Consider the following 20,301-nt stretch of genomic DNA (forward strand, 5'->3'; position numbering starts at 1 on the left):
AAATGAAAAGGAGTGAGCTTGTTATGAATCATGCACTGTTTATCAATAATGAATGCGTAGCGACCGACGATATGATCGAAGTAGAAAATCCGGCGACAAAAGAAGTGATTGGCACAGTTGCAAATGGGGGGAAACAGGAAGCTTTAGCAGCGGTCGACGCCGCTGCGGCGGCACTGCCAGAATGGCGAGAAAAGACGGCGGCAGAACGAGGCGCGTATTTGCAAAAGTGGTATGAGTTAATTCAGCGGGAGGAAGAAGAAATTGCCAAGTTAATGACACTAGAACAAGGAAAGCCTTTTGCAGAAGCCCTTGGTGAAGTCCGTTATGCCAACAGTTTCTTGTCTTGGTATGCAGAAGAAGGGAAGCGTGTCTATGGCGAAACGGTTCCTGCGGCTGCAACCAATAAACGTATTTTTGTGCAAAAGCAAGCCATTGGCGTTATCGCTGCCATTACACCGTGGAATTTTCCGGCGGCCATGTTAACGAGGAAGCTAGGGCCTGCTTTGGCAGCAGGTTGTACAGCGGTCATTAAGCCATCAGAGTTAACGCCATTTACTGCTTACCGGATCGTTGAATTGGCTAAAGTAGCAGGCATTCCAAAGGGAGTCGTTAATATGATTACAGGAGACGCCCAACAAATCGGGGAAACGTGGATGGCCGATGAACGGGTGCGAAAAGTGTCATTTACTGGTTCAACGCGTGTCGGCAAACTGCTTATGCGCCAGGCAGCCGATACTGTCAAAAAACTGTCGCTCGAATTGGGCGGTCACGCTCCTTTTATCGTAACCGCACAGGCCGATATTCAAAAGGCAGTAGATGGCCTCATTGCTTCAAAGTACCGCAATGCCGGACAGACGTGCGTCTGTGCAAACCGCATTTACGTCCACGAGTCGATTAAAGCACCTTTTATAGAGGCTTTTTCTGCTGAAATGAAAAAGCTAAAAGTGGGCAACGGCATGGAACCAGATAGCCATATTGGCCCTCTTATTAACGAAGCGGCTGTTGCAAAAGTACAAAAGCATATAGAGGATGCGAAAGCGAAAGGAGCCGAAGTGGTCTTTGGCCAAGAAGCCGATGCCACAAACGGCTATTTCCAAACACCTGCCCTTATTGGCAATGCGACCGATGACATGCTTTGCATGAAGGAAGAAACATTTGGACCGCTCGCGCCGATTGCCACGTACACTTCAACAGAAGAAGTGATCGAAAGGGCGAACCACTCCCCCTATGGTTTAGCAGCATATGTGTATTCAAACGACTTATCTGAAGCTGTTGCCATTGCGGAAGGGCTTGAATATGGCATTGTTGGACTGAATGATGGTTTGCCTTCGGTCGCCCAAGCGCCATTTGGCGGTATGAAAGAAAGCGGCCTTGGCCGTGAAGGTGGCCATTGGGGCATTGAAGAATATGTAGAAGTGAAATATATATCGTTGCAACTTTAAAGAGAACCACCCATTCCTCCGCGGGAATGGGTGGTTCAGTATGTAGACGAACGCTCGTATACGCTGTTTAAAGCAAGACCATGCTTTGAGATCGGTGTCCTATCCGCTTCTTCATCTACAAGCATCATGGATCAGTCTGATTTTGTCGTCTTTTCCTTTTCCAGTAGCTTCCCTTTCAGCTTCCTCTTCGATTGTGGGCAGCCTCTGCTTTTTTAAAAGGCAATGGCGTCGGTCTATTGATGGCCATCGTTAAAGTAGGGCGAAAAATCGTGTCACGCCATTTATCAGGCTGAAACGGTATAAACGGATAGAGGTATGGAATTCCAAGTGACCTTAAATGGGCCATATGGATGATGACTGCCGTTGTCACGGCAAACATTCCTGCAAAGCCAAAGAAATGGGCTACGACGAGCAGCGTAATACGAATAAAAAAAATTGGAGAAAGGAGCCCGCGGTTTAAGACAGGGAAACTAGTTATATAACAAACGCCAATGACGACGATTGTAATGGGATGGAATAGGCTAACGTTTGTAGCAATGTCGCTAATGAGCATTGTGCCGATAAACGTCACCGCAAAAATGGTATTGCCAGGCAGGCGATAGGAGCCATCCATAATAAGCTGCAATAAAAGAATGACAAATACAAGCTCGATTGTATAGGGTGCAAGGGTGTCATGGGTTTTCACAAGCTGGTTAGCCACTTCCGTCGGTATGTTGTCAAGATGAAAACGGATGATTGCCACAGTAATAGCAGGGAAAAAAGTGGCAATAAAAAAATACAAATACCGAAGAGGACGTGCGCCAAAACGGCCAAATTCGGATAAGTAATCGTCTTGGTTTTGAAAGAAATGATAAAACAAGCTTGGTGCCAGAATCGCCAAGGGCGATCCTTCTACGAGCAAGACAATTTTCCCTTTTGCCAATGCCAATGCGCACGCATCTGGGCGGTCATTTGCCATTGTCCTGGGAAACAAAAACCCTTTCCCTTCAAGCGCGTCAGTTGCAAGTTGCGAAATGATGAATTCGGCTACATGCACTTGTTTAAGCCTTTCGCGCACTTCTATTACAAGATCTGGATTCGTTTTTCCGTGAAGCGAGACAATCGCCATTTTTTTTGCAGCGTTTTCTCCAACTTCTAATGTTTCGATTGCCAATTCGGGGCTACGAAAATAATTACGGAGCAAATTCATGTTGACGTCAAGGCTTTCTGTCAAAGCAGATGCTGGCCCTTCATACACGCTACTTGTAAGGGGCACGCTGACGCTGCGCACATTCCACATCGCACAATCGATTAAAACAGGCTGTTCGTTTTGCAACAATACAACAGCTTTGCCGTCCATCATTTCCCGTTTTAATCGTTCCACATTGGCGTTTGGTATAGGGGTGCCATCTTTCAGCCAAGTCGTAACAGATTCAGTCGGATATGACTGCTTTGCGAGGCGGAAACGAGTAAGCGGATCGACGATTAACGCATGCAACTTATTTTGGTCGATAATCTCTTTAATGAATAGCACAAGCGCTTGCTCTGTTCCTAAAAGCGGAATTTCCATTGTTTGCACGCTGTTTGATTGGTAAAAGGCGCTTTTAATGGCTGCAGCACATGCATGTAAATCCGTTGTCCTCATGCCATTTCTTCCTTATCTGTTGTTAGTTTCCAATTAGTATAAGGAATTGAGACGATGCTATACACAAAAAATGGGATATTGTTCACCATTCCATGGGCAGCTGCGTAGGCTAGCAGAAAGGTTATAAAAAAAGGAGTTGCTCGTTTATGTACAATGGGCATTATTACCCGTCGCGCTTTAGCCCAGGCACGTTTCCATTTCCACCAACACAAGGAGGCCCACCTGGACCCCCGCCAACACAAGGAGGATTTTTCCCAGGGCAAGGAGGCCCGCCGACCTCCCCAGGTCAAGGAACAGGAGCACCGCCTGGGCCGCCTCCTTCCCAAGCCGCTTTAAGCACTTTAGGGGCGCCTTCTGTTTTTGCTGTTGATCCTGGAGCGATCGCAGGCTGCCTATTTCGTTATACGTTTATCCGCCTAAATAACGGCGAATCGTTTTGGTTTTACCCTACTTTTGTCGGCCGTCGCTCTGTAGCAGGCTGGCGTTGGTTTTTCTTCCGTTGGGTATTCTTTGGAATTGACACTGAGCGAATTGCTTCATTTCAGTGCGTGTGACAGTCATCAGACTGATTTAAAGACGAGAAAAAATGAGAATAGGTCGGGGTTAATTAGCATAGTCCAGCCAAACGACGACGTATGCGAGCCCTTGACGTCAGGCTGAAAGGAGGGGGAACCCTCCTCTTTTGTTTTTCATAAGCAAAGGGCGGATATGGAAGGAAACGTGACGTTTAAGGAGGATATGAAAAGAAGCCTACTCTCTGCTCGACCTAGCGCGACTCAGCCACATCAATCCAATTATATCCAACGATTAAGCGTTTGCATTTGCTGCCACGCCCCCCTATCATTATAGAAGGCAAAGAAAGTTGCCTACGTTCTTCATAAATGTTTCAAAAAGAAACGTTTAGAATGATGAGAGACGGGTAAGGAAACAGTGTCTGGCAAAAACGAAATGATAAACGAAAAGGAGGCTGTTATGGTCCAGACACCAGTACTAACGTTAACAAAGCCAACCGTGGAAGATGGCGCAGCAATGTGGCAACTGGCGAAATCGTCTTCGCTCGATACAAACTCGTCCTACAAGTACATTATGATGTGCGAATATTTTGACGATACGTGTATTGTGGCAAAAGACGGAGATGAAGTAGTAGGATTTATTACCGCTTTTATTCCTCCTAAACAGCAAGATACGTTGTTTATTTGGCAAATCGGGGTAGCGGCGTCCCAACGGGGGCGAGGGCTCGGCCTTGACTTGATCAATAAGCTGATTGAGCGAGAGGCATGCAAGGATATCCGTTACGTGGAAGCAACGGTAACACCTTCAAACAAAGCTTCGCAAGCGTTATTCAGGAAATTAGCCCGAATCCATCAAACAGACTGCCAAGTGTCTAGTTGTTTTTCGGAACATTTATTTCCTGGAGATAGCCATGAACAAGAAAACACGTTTCGCATTGGACCACTTCGTTCTTGAACGAATAAATGAAGGAGGAACAACCGACAGTGAATGAAACAATGAGCATTTTCAATGAATTGGAATCAGAAGTGCGTAGTTACTGCCGCAGCTTCCCGGCTGTTTTCACGAAGGCAAAAGGCTGGAAAATGTGGGATGAGGACGGGACGGAATACATCGACTTCTTTTCTGGAGCAGGGGCGCTCAATTATGGCCACAATGATGAAAAAATGAAGCGTGCTCTTATCGATTATATTGCCGATGACGGAATCACCCATTCACTCGATATGGCCACAAAGCCAAAAGCAGCATTCCTAAAAAAATTCAACGAAGTGATTTTAAAACCACGAAAGCTCAATTACAAAGTGATGTTTCCTGGTCCAACAGGCACAAATACAGTTGAATCAGCCTTGAAGCTGGCTCGCAAGGTGACAGGGAGAACAGAAATCATCAGCTTTACAAATGGCTTCCACGGGATGACGATTGGGTCGCTTTCGGTAACAGGGAATGCTTCTAAACGAAAAGGGGCGGGCATCCCTTTGACTAATGTTGTAACGATGCCGTATGACAAATTTGGAGAAGAAGAAGTCGATACACTTCGCTATCTCGAACAGTTTTTACGTGACAACGGCTCTGGAGTAGACATTCCGGCGGCCGTCATTCTCGAAACTGTTCAAGGAGAGGGCGGCATTAATGCCGCACGTATGGAATGGTTACAGCAATTAGAGCGCATTTGCAAGAAATACGACATTTTAATGATTATCGATGACGTCCAGGCGGGAATTGGACGCACAGGAACGTTTTTTAGCTTTGAGGAAGCAGGCATTACGCCTGACATTGTCTGCCTGTCTAAATCAATTGGCGGATATGGATTGCCATTAGCACTCACCCTTTTCAAACCTGAACTTGATATTTGGGCTCCGGGCGAGCATAATGGCACATTCCGTGGAAACAACCATGCCTTTATTACAGCAACAGCAGCATTGTCCTACTGGGAAGACCCATCGTTTGAACAAGCGATTAAAGACAAGTCAAAGAAAATCCATGCCTTTTTAACGAAGCTCGTTGATTCATATCCAGAAATGAATGGTTGTGTAAAAGGAAGGGGCTTTATGGCTGGAATCGGTTCAAAAGTAGACGGCCTAGCTGGAAAAGTGGCGGCTGAAGCATTTAAGAGCGGCTTAATCATGGAAACGGCCGGCCCAGAAGATGAAGTCTTTAAGCTGTTCCCACCGCTCACCATTTCAGATGAGGACTTAGAAAGAGGCTTTGCCATTATAGAAGAAAGCGTACGCGCCGTCCTTGGCGTAAAAGAGCCTGTCACAACTTAAACAAGCGTTAGTTACTTAATCATTGGAGGAGAGAAAATGAAAGTAGTTAAACTGGCAGACATTATTGGCACAAACCGGGATGTAGACGGCGGCAATTGGAGGAGCCAGCGCATCGTTGTCGAGGCAGACGGTATGGGTTATTCATTGCATGACACGCAAATTAAAGCTGGTACAGAAACGCATCTTTGGTACAAATACCATCTTGAATCGGTTTACGTAATTGAAGGGGAAGGCGAAGTTGAAACTATTAAAGATGGCAAAGTATGGCCAGTCAAGCAATACGAATGTTATGTGCTCGACAAAAATGATGAGCATTTACTGCGGGCGAAGACGGATATGCGCATGGTCTGTGTGTTTAATCCACCGGTTACAGGCGAAGAAGTTCATGACGAAGACGGTGCCTATCCTCTTCCAGAACATGTGAAGCCTTTAAACTCATAGAGCAGGGCAAAGATTGAAATCGACAAAGGGCAGTGGCTCTTTGTCTTTTTTTATTTTTTGTCCCCTTCCTTTACAAACGTTTTACAAAATGTTTGCTTATCTCTCATTAGGAATTAATAGCCCCTCTTTATACTGGACATGTATTTAACCAATAAAGGGGTGAAGAGACTGTGTGGAAGAAGCATGCAGCCTTGTTATCAACACTAGGCACGGTCACTGTTTTAGCAGCTTGTGGCAGTACGGAAGGTGCAGCAACGAGTGAAGAGAAAGTCACGATTGAGTATTGGCATGTAAATAACGAAGACTGGGGTGGCAAAGCGATTAAAGAGCTGGTCGAACAGTTTAATGCTTCCCAGGACCGAATTGAAGTAAAGGAATCTTTTCAGCCTGGCAATTATCAAGGGCTGTTGCAAAATGCCCAGGCGGCGTTAAGTGGAGGCAATCCACCAGATGTCGCGCAAATTGGCTACAACTACATAGCTTATGTCGACCAAAACGTGCCTTATGTCCCTGTGTCCGAACTAGCGGCCAATGATGAAGAGGGGGAAGCGTTTTTAAATCAATCTTATCTCGACAATATTAAAGCGCTTGGGTATTCCAACGATAAAGAAACATTGGCTGGATTGCCTTATGCCTTAAGCAATCCGATTATGTATGTCAATGCAGATTTGCTAAAAGAAGCTGGCTGGAATGTAGACGAGCTTCCGCAAACATGGGATGAAATGCAGGAAATGGCCAAGATGGTAAAGGAAAATACAGGGGAGTACGGACTCTATGTCCAGCAACCGCCAGATAGCTGGGCGGAGTATTCGCTTGTTCGTTCAAATGGCGGGGATTTCCTCGATTTTAGTGGCGACGAAGTTGTATCAACCATTGGTTCCCCAGAAAGTGTAGAAGTGTTTGATATGCTTGGGCGCATGATTGAAGATGAGCATGCCCTCCATGTGACGTGGGAAGAAGGCATACAGGCATTTGCAACAGGAAAAGTCGGGATGATGATGACAACTGTGGGCCGCCGGGCTGCGATTGAAGAACAAAGCAACTTTGATTTGCGTTCAGTGGAAATTCCAACCTTTGGGGATAAAGAGCGCCAAGTGGCTGCTGGCGGGAATGCGCTGTTCTCATTTTCACAGGATCCAGAGAAACAGGCAGCGGCGTGGGAATTTATGAAGTATTTATCAAGCCCAGAAGCAATGAAAATTTGGGTTGAAGGGACTGGTTATTTGCCGCCGATCACGGGACTGGCAGAAGATCCAGATACGTTAGGTCCTTTTTTTGACGAGAATCCAATCATGCAAACCGCTAATCGGCAAATGGAATCGATTGTCCCTTGGATCAACTTTCCAGGTGCAAATGGTTTGCAGGCAGAGCAAGCGATTCTAGATGCAAGAGATCAGATTTTTGATGGTGGCGATCCGGAATCGGTTTTGAAAGAGACAGAATCAAAAATCAATGGATATATCCAATAAGCGAGAGGCGGACATGCAATGAGTGTATATATCAACTTGCTTCCTTTTATGAAAAAAATTGTCGAGGCCCCAGCTTTCTTACAGGATTGGGAGGGCGGAATTGAAATCTCGACAGACGGCCCCCATTGGCATGGCCATACCGATTGGAATCAAGAGAAAGAGCGGTTTGCTTCATTTGCAGGAGACATTGGCGTCCACTTGCCAATTTGGGAATTAAATTTGGCCTCTGTCCAATTCCCTCAATATGCGGCCTACTCATTTGAAGCGTACCGTATGTATTTAGAATGGGCTTCTACATTTGCGAGCCATGCTGTGCTCCACACTCATTTATACAACATGCCTTTGTTTCATCGAGAAGAAGCACAAGCTTTATCCAAGCACTACATAAAACAGCTCGGTGATATCGCTAAACAAAATGGCATCATGCTATTGGTTGAGAATGTCGGTTTTCACGATAAGATGCTGTTTGATGAACGGGAATTTGTCCAATTGTTCGAGGAAATTCCGACGATTCAAGCATTGCTTGATGTCGGCCATGCCACAATTAACAATTGGCAGATAGCAAATGTTATTGAAGCGCTTGGGACAAGGCTGTCTGCCCTTCATTTGCATGATAATGATGGCGAAAACGACTTGCATTTGCCAATTGGCGCAGGGGTAACACGCTGGAATGAAATTTGGCAGGCGATTGCCGAGCAAGCCCACTCTCTGCGATTGATCTTGGAGTATGACGAGTCTGCTTCACTAGAAGTGTTGAAGCGCCACGGCAACGAGCTTTTACAAGAAGGAAAAGTGGTAGGGAAGATAACCGTATGAAGATCAAACCAGCAAGCGGTTGGCTGCAGCGGATAAAGCCGCTTTTGTTTATTGCTCCTGCGATGCTGCCAATTGTTCTCTTTATTTTCGTTCCCCTTGCTCGCTCGATTTATTGGAGCTTTTTAGAATGGAATATGGTTAGTCCAACCAAAACATGGGTCGGCTTAGACAATTACGTCGAATTGTTTTCAAATCGCGAGTTTTTAAACGCTGCAGCGAATACGCTGTGGTACATGGGCATGCTGCTCCTCCTAATCTTGTTCGTTCCTTACATGACCGCCTACGGAATAACGCAAGTTTCAGGACGGTGGCAACATTTCTATCGAGGTGCTCTCTTTGTACCGCACGTACTGTCCCTTGCTGTTGCGTCTGTCATCTTCTTATGGCTATACAATCCATTGATTGGCTCAGTGAATGAAATTCTCCGTTTCTTTCAACTTCCCGATGTCAACTGGCTAAATGATACAAATTGGGCACTGTTTGCGATTACGCTTGTTGTTGCCTGGAATACGTTTGGCTATCATTTTATCGTGTTGCTTGCTGGAATCTTAAGTGTCCCTGAAGAAGTGAAGGAATCGGCCCGTGTAGAAGGGATGAAAAGCAAACTTGGCATGTTGCGCCGGATTGTTTTTCCGCTAACAGGACCAACGATTTTGTTTGTTTTTGTGTTAACGACAGTAATGGGCATCCAATTTGCTTTTGTGCCGATTCAAATGCTAACCAATGGCGGCCCAGACCAATCAACCAGCAATTTGGTGTTCTTGACGTATCAGTATGGGTTCCAGTTCTTTCGTACAGGACTTGGGTCAGCGACTGCTGTGCTAACGTTTTTGTTTTTTGTTCTGATCATTTTGCTTCAGGCTAAAGTGCTTGATCGGAGGGTCCATTATGAAAGTTAACGGATGGCATCTGTTGCTGGCGATTTGCCTGATACTTAGTTTTTTTCCGGTTCTGACGATGGCAGCAACCGCTTTTCTTGAAACTAGCCAATTGTTTGCAGGCGGTTTGCAATTGTTGCCGATTCCGCCTACATTAGACCATTTTAGTCAAGTGTGGGAGTCGATCCCGATTTTACGCTATATGGGCAACTCTTTCTTCGTGGCAACAGTGGTCACATTGATACAACTGTTCACTAGCATCCTTGCTGCTTACGGGTTTACTCAATTTCAATTCCGAGGAAGAGAGTTTTGCTTTTACTTGGTCATTGCGAGCATCTTCATCCCTATTCAAGTGACGATGCTGCCAAACTATATTCTTTTAAGTGATCTAGAGCTTGTAAACACCTATTTCGGTTTAATATTGCCACAAATCGCAAATGGGATTGGCGTTTTCCTGTTAAGGCAATCGTTTCGGTCAGTCCCTGCCAGCCTGATTGAGTCTGCTCGTGTGGACGGGGCAGGGGATTGGCGCAGGCTTTGGAAAATCTTATTCCCATCGGTTAAGCCCTCGGTGATTGCTTTAGGCATTCTCTTTTTTATTACGACATGGAACGAATATTTATGGCCTTTATTAATGATTAACGACAACGACTTGATGACGATGCCTCTTGCTTTGCAAGAGTTTATAAGTGCAGAAGGGGGCACATCGTGGGGGCCGATGATGGCTGTCGCATTTCTTGCGTCCGTTCCGCCTCTCGCTGTGTATTTGTTGTTGCAGCGACATATTATGAGCAGCTTTTTGCATACAGGGGTGAAGTAGCGATGAAAGAAGATAAAAGCATTGTGTTTACACAAGTAGAGAAAAACTTTGGGCAGACAAATGTCATTCCGCCAATGGATTTAATGATTAACAGTGGTGAACGCCTTGTTCTTCTAGGGCCTTCTGGGTGCGGTAAGTCGACATTGTTGCGACTGATCGCGGGGCTGGAACAACCTACGTCAGGCACGATTTTAATGGGCGGGCAAGCGATGACAGGGGTTGACGTTGCCGATCGCAATGTGGCAATGGTTTTCCAAAACTATGCCCTTTATCCCCATATGACCGTGTTTGATAACATCGCTTTTTCGCTCACGATTCGCAAAAAGAAAAAGCAAGACATACGCGAAGCAGTTGAATATGCCGCCGGATTGGTCGAGTTAAAGGCGTATTTAGGGCGCAAACCTGCCGAACTGTCAGGTGGACAACGACAACGGGTTGCCCTTGCCCGAGCGGTCGTCAAACAAGCGCCGTTTTTCCTGTTGGATGAACCGTTGTCCAATCTTGATGCGCTCTTGCGTGTGTCCGCTCGCAATGACTTAATTGAACTTCATAACCGCTTAAAACAAACGATGGTCTATGTCACGCACGACCAATTAGAAGCAATGACAATTGGGCAGCGGATCGCCGTCATGAACGGCGGTGTTATCCAACAAATTGGGACGCCTGAAGACATTTACGAAACGCCTAAAACACGTTTTGTCGCCACTTTTATCGGCACGCCGCCAATGAATATGCTGCCAGCCGATGCATTTGCTGACAGGGCGATGATTCCGGGCGTTGCAGAAATGGGTGTAAGGCCCGAGCACATTATGTTTAAGAAGCTGCCAGAAGCGTGTGTCCTTCATGGGGAATATGTTCGCAGGGAATACATTGGTTCACGCTATGTCCATTACCTCTCCATCAAAGGCGTCATTATCCAAGTTGTGGCAGGGACAGAATCTTATACAACGGGGCAAAAAGTCGATCTCTCGATTCCTCCGGAGCATCTTCACTTTTTTGATGAAGCTGGCAATCGGGTTGAGGTAAGCGCTAATGAACGGCATGAACGACTGGCCGTACATGCCTAAACGAAACTCATAACATTCAAAGATTGGAACCGCCTTTGCCGATATTCAAGTAAACGTGAAAAGAAAGATGGCTTAAGGAAGTATCATAAAGACAGTGGAACAAGGCTTCCATTTGTCTTTTTTTATTACGCAAAATCAAAGGCCTTTTTTGTCACAATACCATACATAGTGGAAGGAGAAAACGAATAGTTTTTTGCAAAAACAGGTTTATTTCTTGTCAGAGTGGTTGAGACTCCCATGACTCACAGTATGACGGGTGGGATTCTTGATGACTAAACGTTCTCAGTCCATTTACATGTCTCATAATTTTAAGTTCATGCCGTAAAAACGACATGAACCTATATATCAAACAGATTGCTTTTGATAGAAAAATCAAGTATGGTCATATTAATGTAAGCGCTTTAAAAATGAGTATTACCTCATCTTATAATCGTTTAGGAGGAATTGCCGATGATGAACACGCCTTTAACGATTTCGTCGATGCTGGAACGGGCAGAGCGCTATTTTCCGGACAAAACAGTGGTATCGCGGACGCATGACAACATCTACCGGTATACGTATGCAGAAATCGGCAAACGCACAAGAGTACTTGCAAGCGCACTGACGAAACTAGGGTTAAAACGAGGAGAACGGGTGGGGACGATCGCTTGGAACCACCACCGCCATTTGGAAGCCTATTTTGCTGCGCCTGGTATAGGGAGCGTTCTCCACATGATTAATATGCGTTTGCCGCCTGATCATCTCGCCTTTGTGATTAACCATGCAAGTGACCAGATTTTGTTGATTGATGAAGATGTGCTGCCGCTCGTAGAAGCGATTAGGCCGCAACTAGAGACGGTGCATTCGTTTGTAGTGATGACTGACAAAGATCAGTTGCCCTCGTCCACACTGGAACCGCTCTATTCTTATGAAGCGTTGCTTGCAGAGGGGGATGACCGCTTTTCGTTTTACGATGACATTGATGAAAATGAACAGGCAGCTATGTGTTATACATCGGCAACAACAGGGATGCCTAAAGGGGTAGAGTATTCCCATCGCGGCATTGTCCTTCATAGTTTAGTCCAGGGGCATGTAGACACGACGGCCATTAGCGAAAACGATGTGTGCATGCCCGTTGTGCCAATGTTTCATGTGAATGCTTGGGGCTTGCCGTTTAGTGCCACGTTCTATGGAGCAACACAAGTGTTGCCAGGTCCAGCCTTTACCCCTCAGCTCCTTGCCGAGTTGATCGAAAAAGAACGGGTTACCTTTACCGGTGGTGTGCCGACTGTCTGGCTCGGCCTCTTGCAAGTGCTTGAACATCGTCATTATGATTTGAGCAGCTTGCGTGCTGTCATTTGTGGGGGTTCCGCTGCACCGCAAAGCATGATCGAGCGCTTTGAACATAAGTTAAACGTCCCGTTTTACCATGCCTATGGCTTAACGGAAACGGCCCCGCTCGTATCGTTTTCCCGTTTAAAAAGCCATCAGAAAAAGTGGGGCAAAGACGAGCGATATCAAGCGAAGGCAAAGCAAGGAATGGCCGTGCCGTTAATCGATATCAAAGGCGTGAACGCCAATGGGGAGATCCCTTGGAATGGAGAAGAAATGGGCGAGTTGCTCATCCGAGGCCCTTGGGTTGCCGACCGTTATTTTCACGATGAACGGAGTACAGAAGCATTCAAAGACGGGTGGTTCCATACTGGAGATGTAGTCACGATTGACGAGGAGGGAGCAATTAAAATCGTTGATCGTACGAAGGATTTAATCAAGAGTGGCGGGGAATGGATTTCTTCCGTTGATTTGGAAAATGCGATTATGTCTCACGAAGCTGTACTAGAAGCAGCAGTGGTCGCTGTGCCCCATGATAAGTGGCAGGAACGCCCAGTCGCTTGCGTTGTATTAAAAAAAGACAAACAGGCGACAAAAGAAGAAATGATCGACCATTTGAAACCGCAGTTTGCCAAATGGTGGCTGCCTGACGACGTCGTATTCATGGAGGCATTGCCGAAAACATCGGTCGGCAAATTTCTAAAACGTGCTTTGCGGAAGGAACTGTTTAATCAAAGTCGTCTTTAATAGGAGGAAGACAGTAAAGTTGATAAGCTTGAATTGATGACGGTACAGCAGATGGTACCGTCTTTTTATTGTACATTAATACAGTGCTGTCTCTACCCTTGTTGATAAACGAGGGAAATCTTGCTTTCCCTCGTATTTATGTAAACGTTAATGGTTTATAGGTTGACAATTTTGTGGCGATCGCCTACGATGGCACCATTCGATGGACAAAGAGGTGGAACGTAAGTGCATATTGCCGAACAGATTTTAAAAAATGGAGACATGCTGCCTCATAAAACAGCATTGGTCTATAAAAACCGAACACGTACGTATCGAGACGTGGAGACAGACTTGCACAGCTATCGAAACGCCTTGTCGGCTAAAGCAAAGGAATGTGGTCTCGGTCGCCCGCTTGCTTTTGCAATTGACATTGAAAACCAAGATGAGCTATTGCTTGTGTTTTTGGCAGCAGCAAGCTTAGGGTGGACAGGCATTCCGTTAAACAGGAAATGGACAAACAACGAGCGTTTGCAAGCATTAACGCGTGCTGAAGCAGATGTTCTCTTTACGGATAGGCCCATTTCCGAAGCTGAATGTGCAGTGTGGCACAGCAGACAGGTCAACGAAACAACTGAAATAGAGGAGGAACCATTCGCTAAAGGGAACGATCTCTTTTACCTAGGGTTTACCTCTGGCAGCACAGGAGCGCCAAAAGCGTATGTCCGTACGCATCACTCCTGGACAACAAGTTTTCAACCAGCAGCAGAGACGTTTCAGTTGCAAAGCACAAACCGAGTGAGTGTGCCAGGCTCACTGTTCCACTCACTGTTTTTGTTTGCCGCTGTCCACACGCTCCATATAGGGGCGACTCTTTATTTAGAACCGACGTTTTCGCCGTTTGACGTTTTAGAAACGATAAAGGGTGAGCAAGTCGATGTGATTTATGGAGTGCCGACAATGATTGAAGCGTTTGTGAAGGCAAGTGGCAACGAAATTCTTGAACAAGTCGATGCCATCATTGTGTCAGGGGCTAAGTGGTCCAAAGTCCAGGTTGGCCGGGCGCAAACACAGTTTCCAAACGCAAAGCTGTATGAATTTTATGGTGCCTCCGAGCTAAGTTTTATTTCTAGTTTGCACCACAGTAGCCAAAGCACCCTTCCTCCGACGGCAGTGGGGCGGCCTTTCCCAGGGGTGACGATCCAAGCCGACGATGAAGGGGTATTGCATGTAAAGAGCCCTTACTTGTTTGCTGGCTACAAAGGAGGGGCGCCTGTAAAAGAGTGGGAAACGGTTGGCGACATCGGCTTTATTGACGAAACAGGGGTCGTTCACGTAAAAGGGCGAAAAGGCAATATGCTCATCATTGGCGGCATTAATGTCTACCCTGAGGAAGTGGAACAGTTGGCAAAAGAGATCGATGACGTTGAAGAAGCGATTGCGATTGGCAAGGCCCATCCCTATTGGGGGAGCCAAATGGAACTTTACATAAAAGGCCGTCATTTGTCGCAAGAAGACAAAAAGCACATTCGCACACGCCTAAAAGAAGTACTGCCTCCGATTAAACGTCCACGGCGTATCCATCTTGTAGCGGCATTTCCACTTTTGCCAAGCGGAAAAGTGGACCGCCAAGCATTAAGGAGTGGCCGTTATGAATGATGTATTCATCGTAAAGGCAAAACGGACAGCTGTTGGCAAAATTGGCGGCATTCTAGCCACGCAGCGTCCAGAAGTGTTAGCCGCCTCTGTCATAAAAGAAATCGTCGCTGGCCTTCCTTTTCCTGAGATTGATGGAGTGGTGCTCGGGAACGCAGTTGGCGAAGGGGGAAATATAGCACGCCTTTCGCTGTTGGAAAGCGGTCTGCCTGTTGACGTGCCAGGGGTAACGGTCGATGTCCAATGTGGTTCTGGATTAGAGGCAATCATCGTTGCAGCAAGGCACATACAAGCAGGAGATGGCGATGTCTATTTGGCCGGCGGCGTAGAAAGCACAAGTCTTGAGCCGAAACGGATTGCCGCTAACATGAACGGAAATAGAAGAGAGTGGCACCAGACAATCGAACGTGCCCGCTTCTCGCCGGAATCGCTAGGAGACCCCGATATGGCTGAAGCGGCAGAGAATGTGGCTGAACGAAGGAAAATTGGCCGGGATAAACAGGACGAGTACACCGCTGAGAGTTACAGGCGCGCATGGGCAGCAGAACAAAAGGGCCTTTTTCGTGACGAAAAAATTGCAGCACACCGTGATTTTGCTGACGAAGGCATTCGGCAAATGCCCGATCGGCTTTTAAAACGAGTGCCGCCGCTCTACAACGGAGGGACCGTAACAGCAGCCAACTCATGCGCAAAATCGGATGGAGCGGCTCTCGTATTGCTCATGTCAAAGCAAGCGTGCGTGCGTTACCGTATGAAACCGATGCTTGCATTTGTAGATGCTGCAAGGGCAGGCTACGATCCCCACTTTGCAAGTATTAGCCCAGTGCCTGCGATCGGCAAACTGTTGGCAAAACAAAAACGGAATCTATCAGACATTGATTTGATTGAGTTGAACGAGGCGTATGCCGTTCAGATGGTTGCGCTCCAACAAGAGCTTGGCCTAGACAAAGAAAAACTAAATGTCAGCGGCGGCGCTTTAGCAATAGGGCACCCGTACGGGGCATCTGGGGCGATAAACGTTTGCCGTCTAGCAGCTGAAATGAAACGCCGCCATGCCAAGCTTGGCTTGAGCGCCATTGGTGCAGCAGGAGGGCTCGGAATAGCGGCGTTGTTTGCGAATGTTGTTGATATGTAAAGGGATGTCCAGCACTTTCCCAACATGTTTTCCTACTTGGGAAATATCGGTTTTGTCTATTATTTTCCACTAATTCCAGTATCATTAAAGCGAGTATACGCAAAGGGGTGGAAAAGTGACTGCTACGGTACAATCACAAATCGCTGGAGCAAAAATAGTCGAATGGTATAGCAGCATTATCGCAAAGCAGTTAGACCAAGCTACTGCTTTAAAAGAAGAAGCCAAAGACTTAGTAACACAAATGGAGAAGAACGATAAAATCCTTGCCTTCTACTCATTAGTTAGTTTTCGCCATGACATCCTTGCCACCCAGTTTAAAAAAGTAGAAGAAAATTCGGCTAAACTAGCAGAAATCGGAGAGTTGGCGGAATCATCACTTGATCGTACACTGAACTATTTTTATTATTTCGTAAGTGCGCAAAATGAGTACATTCATGAGCGCTATCGCTCAGCGATTAAGCTATTGCGAAAAGCTGAAAAATTTTTAGCTTGTTTGCATGACGATGCCGAGGAAGCAGAATTCTCCATGTATGCAGGGGTGCTTTTTTATCGCTTAAACCAGTATCCTGTGGCAGCATCCTACATGGAAGAAGCTTATCGGATTTTCAAAAGACTAAACTACGAAGAATCTTATTTGAATGCACAAATCGTTTTAGCAGGCATTGATTCAGAATTGGGTCATTCACAAAAGGCTCAAGTAAGACTGAAAGAAGCATTAAGTGAGTCAGATAAGTATCCTGTTGTAAGGGGATTAATTTATAGGGCAATTGCGCTTGATCACATAAGAAATGAACGTTATTACGAAGCAGAAGACAAATTGCAATTAGCTTTATCAATTAAGGAGCATGCAAACCATCAAGTTGGGGCAAAATCGCAATATAACTTAAGTAACGTGATGTTCCGACAAGGGAAAACAGAACAAGCATTGACTCTTTTCAAAATTGCTGAATTGGGAGCCTCTTATTACAAAAATAAAGAATATAGTTCACGTTGCCTCTTTACTCGTGGCCTTTACATTGAAGGTAAGATGGACTTGGTGAATCAAGCGATTGAAAAGCTTGAGGCAAACGGTATGTTCTTTGAAGTGGCAGAAGTGGCTGAAGAAGCTGCTAACTATACAGAAAAAAGAGGAGATTTAAAGTCTGCATTGAATTTTTGGAAAGTAGCTTATGCTGCGCGACTAAATCAAAATATAGGAGGGTGCCAAGAATGAAAAAACGGTGGATTTCAGTTTTAACTGTTTTTGCCATTATTTTTTCAGTAAGTATTACTCCATCAACAGAAACTGTGGAAATTGAATCAAAAGATAAAGTAGAAATAGGCGGATAGGGACTGGTTTACTATTAATAAGACAATCAAATGATGAAGTGCTAATCGTAGCCCTGCCTTAGTAGCAGGTCTTTTTTTCGTTTTCAGATAGTTGAAAATCCTATCGTCTTGTTTTATGTTAGTTATATGGAGAATGATGGAAGATAGCGAACAATAGTGTTTGCGGAAAAACTTAATACTGTCCCAAAGAGGTGACAAGATGAACTCCGTAAATTTCGGGGATAACTTAGCCTTTTAGCCAGGCAAGATCGAAATTGGTGTGCGACCAGGCAAGTACTTGTTTCCGAACAAGCAAAACAAAACAACAATCGCGTTAAAAGCGGCGAAATAGGAAAGGAGGAGAGAACCAATGCCTGAAATCAAAATGGACGAAGGCTCCGTGCTCAGCGCTTTAAGCGAAACGGGGGAACAGGCCAGCTATTCCGTGTTGGACCACGAGCCTGCGATCCATACGTCGTCGAGGCCTTCCTCCATTCATTGCTGGAAGTAGAAAGCGGATATGCCGACCAATTCAATCGCTACTTAGACGTCGTGAAAAACGTACAAGCAGAAACGAAAGAACTCGTTCAAAAAACGTACGGAGTCGTGGACAAGATGCTGGCAAGCCGCGGATAATAGAGAAAGGAACAGACGGATGAACACACTTGACGTACAAGAAGTACTCGATGCACTTGACGAAATCGTGGAACGAAAGCTTCACGATCAAGCCCAGCTCGAACGCTTGCAGGCCAGCATCCAGAAGATCATTCACCTCGATTCCCTGCAAGGCGAAGGGGGCGAAGCAATCAAAGACCATTTTGCGACGCTCCATCTCCCTGTATTGGCGGCGTTCCAGCTTTTCATCGGCCAATACATCGAACAATTGAAGCAAATCCGCTCGAATCTGCTCAACTTTGAAAGCAGCTCCGCTCTGATTCGGGAAGAATTTCTCGCTGACGTCAAAAATGGCCTGGACCGAGTCGAGCGCTATGCGATTGAAGACGCGACAGCGATTGAATCGATTCGCGCTTCCATCGCCGACCTGTTGCCACTGCCACCGTTCTCGATGGAACCAGTCCTTCGCTACGCCCAACAAGGCAAAGACCATGTCCGTGTGACAGCGGAAAGGCTTGGCAACTTGGACGAAGCCAACGAAACGGTGCTCTCAAGCGCAAAAAGCACCTTGCAAGAACTGACGACCGTTGTCAGCCAAGTAGCCAACTGGACCAGTGGCGGCGTGATCGCCTCCCCAGAAACGCAGGCAGAGATCGATGCCAATATGGAAGAGCTGTACCAAAATGTGGTGACACAAGCGCTCCAAATGGCCCCACTAGACCGAAGTCATATCGAAGGCCGTGAAGGGGAGCTGTACCAAGACGTGTTGCCGCTAGAATTTCTGTATACAGGCGCCTACGCCCCTCTATACAGTGGGCTGAAGGCGGCTAACTGGTATTACTTGAACCATTTCCCTGTCAGTGCCATCCTAAGCAATGAACAGGCGCTGCAAGCGTGCCGAGCGCCAGCGATGGGAGCAACCCATGCCGTTACCCCGGCGTATTTCCCGTTATTTGCGCGCCTATCGACTTTGCCTGCAAACGCGACGGTGTCACCGGCGATCCTGACACGGCAACTAAAACAACTGGTTCCGATCCAATACCAATGGTACCAAGCCCAGCTCCGTACCCAAGCGATTCAAACGGACACGTCGCAAGTGGTCACCATACCAGAATATATGTTTACGGATCAAGAAGTCGCAGCCATCAACACGTACCTCGAGAACAACCCTCCGAGCGAGGAGAGGTTGAATACAAATCCCATTGTTGCTGGAGTGGTCGACTTTTTATTTGGTGACTACATCACGCTCGCCGACCCAGAAGCTTCGCTCGGGGAGAAAGCCCTAGCAACGACGTTTATCTTAGTGAAGCCAGCGAAAGTGGGAGGAGTCATCTACGACTTGTCGAAGGCGAGGAAGGTGAAGACTGGGGGGAAGGGTGCGGGTAATGCAGTTCTCAATAATGGTAAAGTCACTGTTGATGCAGTTAAATCAAATCCTACTGCATTCAAAGGGAAATCGACAGATGAAGTCGCCCGAATGCTAAAAAATGAAGGTTATGACGTTACTGTAAAAGACTCCACTAAATCAAGTTCAGGAGCAAAAATTATCAAGATAAATAATACTGGGGGAGATAGGAATATTACTCAAGTTCAAGTATCACCTGGAGGTGGGAGACACGGAGGAAGTCCATATGTGAAAATTAGTACGAACGACCAAGGTATCATAAAGGTAGTTGATGGAGCCGAAAGTGCATATAAAACAGATGGAAAAGAAACAGCAACAATAATTTTCACAGGAGGGTGACTAATGGTGTTATTGAATGCTCCCATTATTCCATGGAAGGAAATGGGTGGAATAAAGCTTTACAGTCATATCAGCGAATTTTATGACATTATTAATAATCTCAATGATGCGGATGCTCTATTAGGGAAATCTCTAGTGAGATATGAAATTAAAGATGAAGTTTACTTGTGGTTTAATTTATTTAATGGGAAATTATTCAAAATAACTGCATTAAAGAACTATACTGGAAAGCTATTTGATAAAATTTATATTGGTATGCCTATTGACGAGGTTTTGGAAATAGAGCCAAGCTTTGAATACGATGATTTTGAAGAAGTATACTGTAGTCCAAAAGGAATATTTATTGAAACAGACCCTGTAGAACACACGGTATTATGGATATCAGTTTATGTCAAAGAACTGGATAACGAAGATTTTGAAAGAGGAAATTGGTAGGAATACCTATGAAACCTTGATTGGCTAAAAGCCTTCAAGG

The 20,301-nt window shown here is 45.9% G+C and carries 19 protein-coding genes; 18 read left to right on the forward strand and 1 reads right to left on the reverse strand.

Translation table 11 applies throughout. The features are described from left to right. The first annotated feature begins 23 nt into the window (after positions 1 to 23). Entirely contained in the window at positions 24 to 1,442 is a 1,419-nt protein-coding gene (locus tag N6H06_RS11190) for an NAD-dependent succinate-semialdehyde dehydrogenase (RefSeq protein ID WP_062748837.1), read from the forward strand. A gap of 175 nt (positions 1,443 to 1,617) precedes the next feature. Here the strand turns inward: N6H06_RS11190 and N6H06_RS11195 are convergent, their stop codons facing one another. Further along, complete coding sequence (locus N6H06_RS11195) at positions 1,618 to 3,066, reverse strand: spore germination protein (protein ID WP_062748835.1); 1,449 nt, start codon at positions 3,064 to 3,066, stop codon at positions 1,618 to 1,620. Positions 3,067 to 3,212: 146 nt separating this feature from the next. Here N6H06_RS11195 and N6H06_RS11200 point away from each other — a divergent pair, with 146 nt between their 5' ends. The 17 genes from N6H06_RS11200 to N6H06_RS11280 all read left to right on the forward strand — a co-directional run bounded on the left by N6H06_RS11200 (position 3,213) and on the right by N6H06_RS11280 (position 20,261). Beyond that, positions 3,213 to 3,620 carry a hypothetical protein gene (locus tag N6H06_RS11200; protein ID WP_062748833.1) on the forward strand — a complete coding sequence of 136 codons (408 nt, stop codon included), beginning with the start codon at positions 3,213 to 3,215 and terminating at the stop codon, positions 3,618 to 3,620. Positions 3,621 to 4,038: 418 nt separating this feature from the next. Beyond that, positions 4,039 to 4,533: a diaminobutyrate acetyltransferase gene (gene ectA, locus N6H06_RS11205; protein ID WP_238583338.1), complete on the forward strand. Its 495-nt coding sequence runs from the start codon at positions 4,039 to 4,041 to the stop codon at positions 4,531 to 4,533. Positions 4,534 to 4,562: 29 nt separating this feature from the next. Next, positions 4,563 to 5,843, forward strand: a complete 1,281-nt coding sequence (gene ectB, locus N6H06_RS11210) for a diaminobutyrate--2-oxoglutarate transaminase (RefSeq protein ID WP_263706584.1) — start codon at positions 4,563 to 4,565, stop codon at positions 5,841 to 5,843. Between the two features lie 36 nt (positions 5,844 to 5,879). Continuing rightward, a complete protein-coding gene (locus N6H06_RS11215) occupies positions 5,880 to 6,284 on the forward strand; it encodes an ectoine synthase (protein ID WP_062748829.1) in 405 nt (134 codons plus the stop codon). A 170-nt stretch (positions 6,285 to 6,454) separates the two neighbouring features. Beyond that, positions 6,455 to 7,753 carry an ABC transporter substrate-binding protein gene (locus tag N6H06_RS11220; protein ID WP_062748827.1) on the forward strand — a complete coding sequence of 433 codons (1,299 nt, stop codon included), beginning with the start codon at positions 6,455 to 6,457 and terminating at the stop codon, positions 7,751 to 7,753. A gap of 18 nt (positions 7,754 to 7,771) precedes the next feature. Continuing rightward, positions 7,772 to 8,569, forward strand: a complete 798-nt coding sequence (locus tag N6H06_RS11225; RefSeq protein WP_263706586.1) for a sugar phosphate isomerase/epimerase family protein — start codon at positions 7,772 to 7,774, stop codon at positions 8,567 to 8,569. Next, a complete protein-coding gene (locus tag N6H06_RS11230) occupies positions 8,566 to 9,468 on the forward strand; it encodes a carbohydrate ABC transporter permease (protein ID WP_249413911.1) in 903 nt (300 codons plus the stop codon). The genes N6H06_RS11225 and N6H06_RS11230 overlap by 4 nt, the downstream gene beginning before the upstream one ends. Beyond that, a complete protein-coding gene (locus tag N6H06_RS11235) occupies positions 9,458 to 10,267 on the forward strand; it encodes a carbohydrate ABC transporter permease (RefSeq protein WP_062748821.1) in 810 nt (269 codons plus the stop codon). Before N6H06_RS11230 ends, N6H06_RS11235 begins: the two co-directional genes overlap by 11 nt. A gap of 2 nt (positions 10,268 to 10,269) precedes the next feature. Then, positions 10,270 to 11,334, forward strand: coding sequence for an ABC transporter ATP-binding protein (locus N6H06_RS11240; RefSeq protein WP_249413912.1), 1,065 nt, complete (start codon positions 10,270 to 10,272; stop codon positions 11,332 to 11,334). A gap of 450 nt (positions 11,335 to 11,784) precedes the next feature. After that, a complete protein-coding gene (locus N6H06_RS11245; protein WP_263706592.1) occupies positions 11,785 to 13,392 on the forward strand; it encodes a long-chain fatty acid--CoA ligase in 1,608 nt (535 codons plus the stop codon). A gap of 225 nt (positions 13,393 to 13,617) precedes the next feature. Continuing rightward, positions 13,618 to 15,027 (forward strand): AMP-binding protein, encoded by a 1,410-nt coding sequence (locus tag N6H06_RS11250; RefSeq protein ID WP_263706593.1) that lies wholly within the window; start codon positions 13,618 to 13,620, stop codon positions 15,025 to 15,027. After that, positions 15,020 to 16,159, forward strand: a complete 1,140-nt coding sequence (locus N6H06_RS11255) for a thiolase family protein (protein ID WP_263706595.1) — start codon at positions 15,020 to 15,022, stop codon at positions 16,157 to 16,159. Before N6H06_RS11250 ends, N6H06_RS11255 begins: the two co-directional genes overlap by 8 nt. A 115-nt stretch (positions 16,160 to 16,274) precedes the next feature. After that, a complete protein-coding gene (locus N6H06_RS11260; protein ID WP_263706596.1) occupies positions 16,275 to 17,372 on the forward strand; it encodes a Rap family tetratricopeptide repeat protein in 1,098 nt (365 codons plus the stop codon). A 465-nt stretch (positions 17,373 to 17,837) separates the two neighbouring features. Further along, the gene (locus tag N6H06_RS11265) at positions 17,838 to 17,978 is read left to right on the forward strand and encodes a YwqI/YxiC family protein (RefSeq protein ID WP_263706598.1); all 141 of its coding nucleotides are present in this window, start codon (positions 17,838 to 17,840) and stop codon (positions 17,976 to 17,978) included. Next, a complete protein-coding gene (locus N6H06_RS11270) occupies positions 17,966 to 18,103 on the forward strand; it encodes a YwqI/YxiC family protein (protein WP_263706600.1) in 138 nt (45 codons plus the stop codon). Before N6H06_RS11265 ends, N6H06_RS11270 begins: the two co-directional genes overlap by 13 nt. A 19-nt stretch (positions 18,104 to 18,122) precedes the next feature. Next, positions 18,123 to 19,826, forward strand: a complete 1,704-nt coding sequence (locus tag N6H06_RS11275) for an LXG domain-containing protein (RefSeq protein ID WP_263706602.1) — start codon at positions 18,123 to 18,125, stop codon at positions 19,824 to 19,826. Between the two features lie 3 nt (positions 19,827 to 19,829). Further along, positions 19,830 to 20,261, forward strand: coding sequence for a hypothetical protein (locus N6H06_RS11280; protein WP_263706604.1), 432 nt, complete (start codon positions 19,830 to 19,832; stop codon positions 20,259 to 20,261). The last annotated feature ends 40 nt before the right edge of the window (positions 20,262 to 20,301 follow it).

This window comes from Shouchella tritolerans, from assembly GCF_025770735.1.
Lineage (GTDB): Bacteria > Bacillota > Bacilli > Bacillales > Bacillaceae_D > Shouchella > Shouchella tritolerans.

What these genes read in the sequence shown, in the direction of transcription:
- N6H06_RS11275 (WP_263706602.1), top strand. Translation starts at nt 18,123, where the DNA reads ATGAACACACTTGACGTACAAGAAGTACTCGATGCACTTGACGAAATC.
- N6H06_RS11235 (WP_062748821.1), top strand. Translation starts at nt 9,458, where the DNA reads ATGAAAGTTAACGGATGGCATCTGTTGCTGGCGATTTGCCTGATACTT.
- N6H06_RS11240 (WP_249413912.1), top strand. Translation starts at nt 10,270, where the DNA reads ATGAAAGAAGATAAAAGCATTGTGTTTACACAAGTAGAGAAAAACTTT.
- N6H06_RS11195 (WP_062748835.1), bottom strand. Translation starts at nt 3,066, where the DNA reads ATGAGGACAACGGATTTACATGCATGTGCTGCAGCCATTAAAAGCGCC.
- N6H06_RS11200 (WP_062748833.1), top strand. Translation starts at nt 3,213, where the DNA reads ATGTACAATGGGCATTATTACCCGTCGCGCTTTAGCCCAGGCACGTTT.
- ectA (WP_238583338.1), top strand. Translation starts at nt 4,039, where the DNA reads ATGGTCCAGACACCAGTACTAACGTTAACAAAGCCAACCGTGGAAGAT.
- N6H06_RS11245 (WP_263706592.1), top strand. Translation starts at nt 11,785, where the DNA reads ATGATGAACACGCCTTTAACGATTTCGTCGATGCTGGAACGGGCAGAG.
- N6H06_RS11225 (WP_263706586.1), top strand. Translation starts at nt 7,772, where the DNA reads ATGAGTGTATATATCAACTTGCTTCCTTTTATGAAAAAAATTGTCGAG.
- N6H06_RS11265 (WP_263706598.1), top strand. Translation starts at nt 17,838, where the DNA reads ATGCCTGAAATCAAAATGGACGAAGGCTCCGTGCTCAGCGCTTTAAGC.
- N6H06_RS11215 (WP_062748829.1), top strand. Translation starts at nt 5,880, where the DNA reads ATGAAAGTAGTTAAACTGGCAGACATTATTGGCACAAACCGGGATGTA.
- N6H06_RS11255 (WP_263706595.1), top strand. Translation starts at nt 15,020, where the DNA reads ATGAATGATGTATTCATCGTAAAGGCAAAACGGACAGCTGTTGGCAAA.
- N6H06_RS11230 (WP_249413911.1), top strand. Translation starts at nt 8,566, where the DNA reads ATGAAGATCAAACCAGCAAGCGGTTGGCTGCAGCGGATAAAGCCGCTT.
- N6H06_RS11190 (WP_062748837.1), top strand. Translation starts at nt 24, where the DNA reads ATGAATCATGCACTGTTTATCAATAATGAATGCGTAGCGACCGACGAT.
- N6H06_RS11280 (WP_263706604.1), top strand. Translation starts at nt 19,830, where the DNA reads ATGGTGTTATTGAATGCTCCCATTATTCCATGGAAGGAAATGGGTGGA.